At 73.2% G+C, this 665-nt stretch carries 1 protein-coding gene; it reads right to left on the bottom strand.

Annotated elements, in window-relative coordinates:
- Positions 1-665, bottom strand: a 665-nt coding sequence (locus tag ACIKT0_RS19600) for a cation:proton antiporter domain-containing protein (protein ID WP_407106922.1), incomplete at both ends; no start/stop codon positions are given.

Consider the following 665-nt stretch of genomic DNA (forward strand, 5'->3'; position numbering starts at 1 on the left):
GCTTCGCCTGGGTGATGGGCTATGGCGCGCTCGCCCGGCTGGTCGCGCGGCGGCGCGCCATAGCCCATCACCCAGGCGAAGCGCACCACGACCACCACGACGAACACCGCGAGCGCGAACAGCGCCGCCTCCCAGAGCTCGTTCGCCGGCAGCCGGCTGACGATCTCCCGGCTTTGGAGCCCCATCAGCAGGAAGGCGGTGACGTTCAGCAGGAAGACCACCGCCTCCCACACCGAGTAGGAGCGCACCCGGTCGCGCGGCGAATGCCGCTCCGGCGCGCCGCGCGCGACCATCATGGCGAACGCGACCACCGCCAGGATCGGCGACAGCCCGGCCCTTTCGGCCACGATCCAGACCCCGAAGGTGCTGACGAACTCGAACAGGGTGCCGCCGAGCGTGCCGGCCAGCAGTGGCAGGATGCCGACATAGGCCGCGCCCGCCAGCGCGCCGCCGATGACGCCGCCGACCGGCGCGAGCAGCAGCCAGGGCGCGAGCCCCGCGAGCCCTTCCCCGGTCGTCGCCATCGCCACCGCGGCGCTGAAGATGAGCAGCGCCGCGGCGTCGTTCAGCAGGCTCTCGCCCTGCAGCACGAGAGCGGTGGTGCGCGGCAGGTTGACCTGCCGGAGGATGGTGGTGGCCGCCGCGGCGTCGGGCGGCGCGACGAT

It is taken from the genome of Hansschlegelia beijingensis, from assembly GCF_045505405.1.
In the GTDB taxonomy this organism is placed as follows: Bacteria; Pseudomonadota; Alphaproteobacteria; order Rhizobiales; family Methylopilaceae; genus Methylopila; species Methylopila beijingensis_A.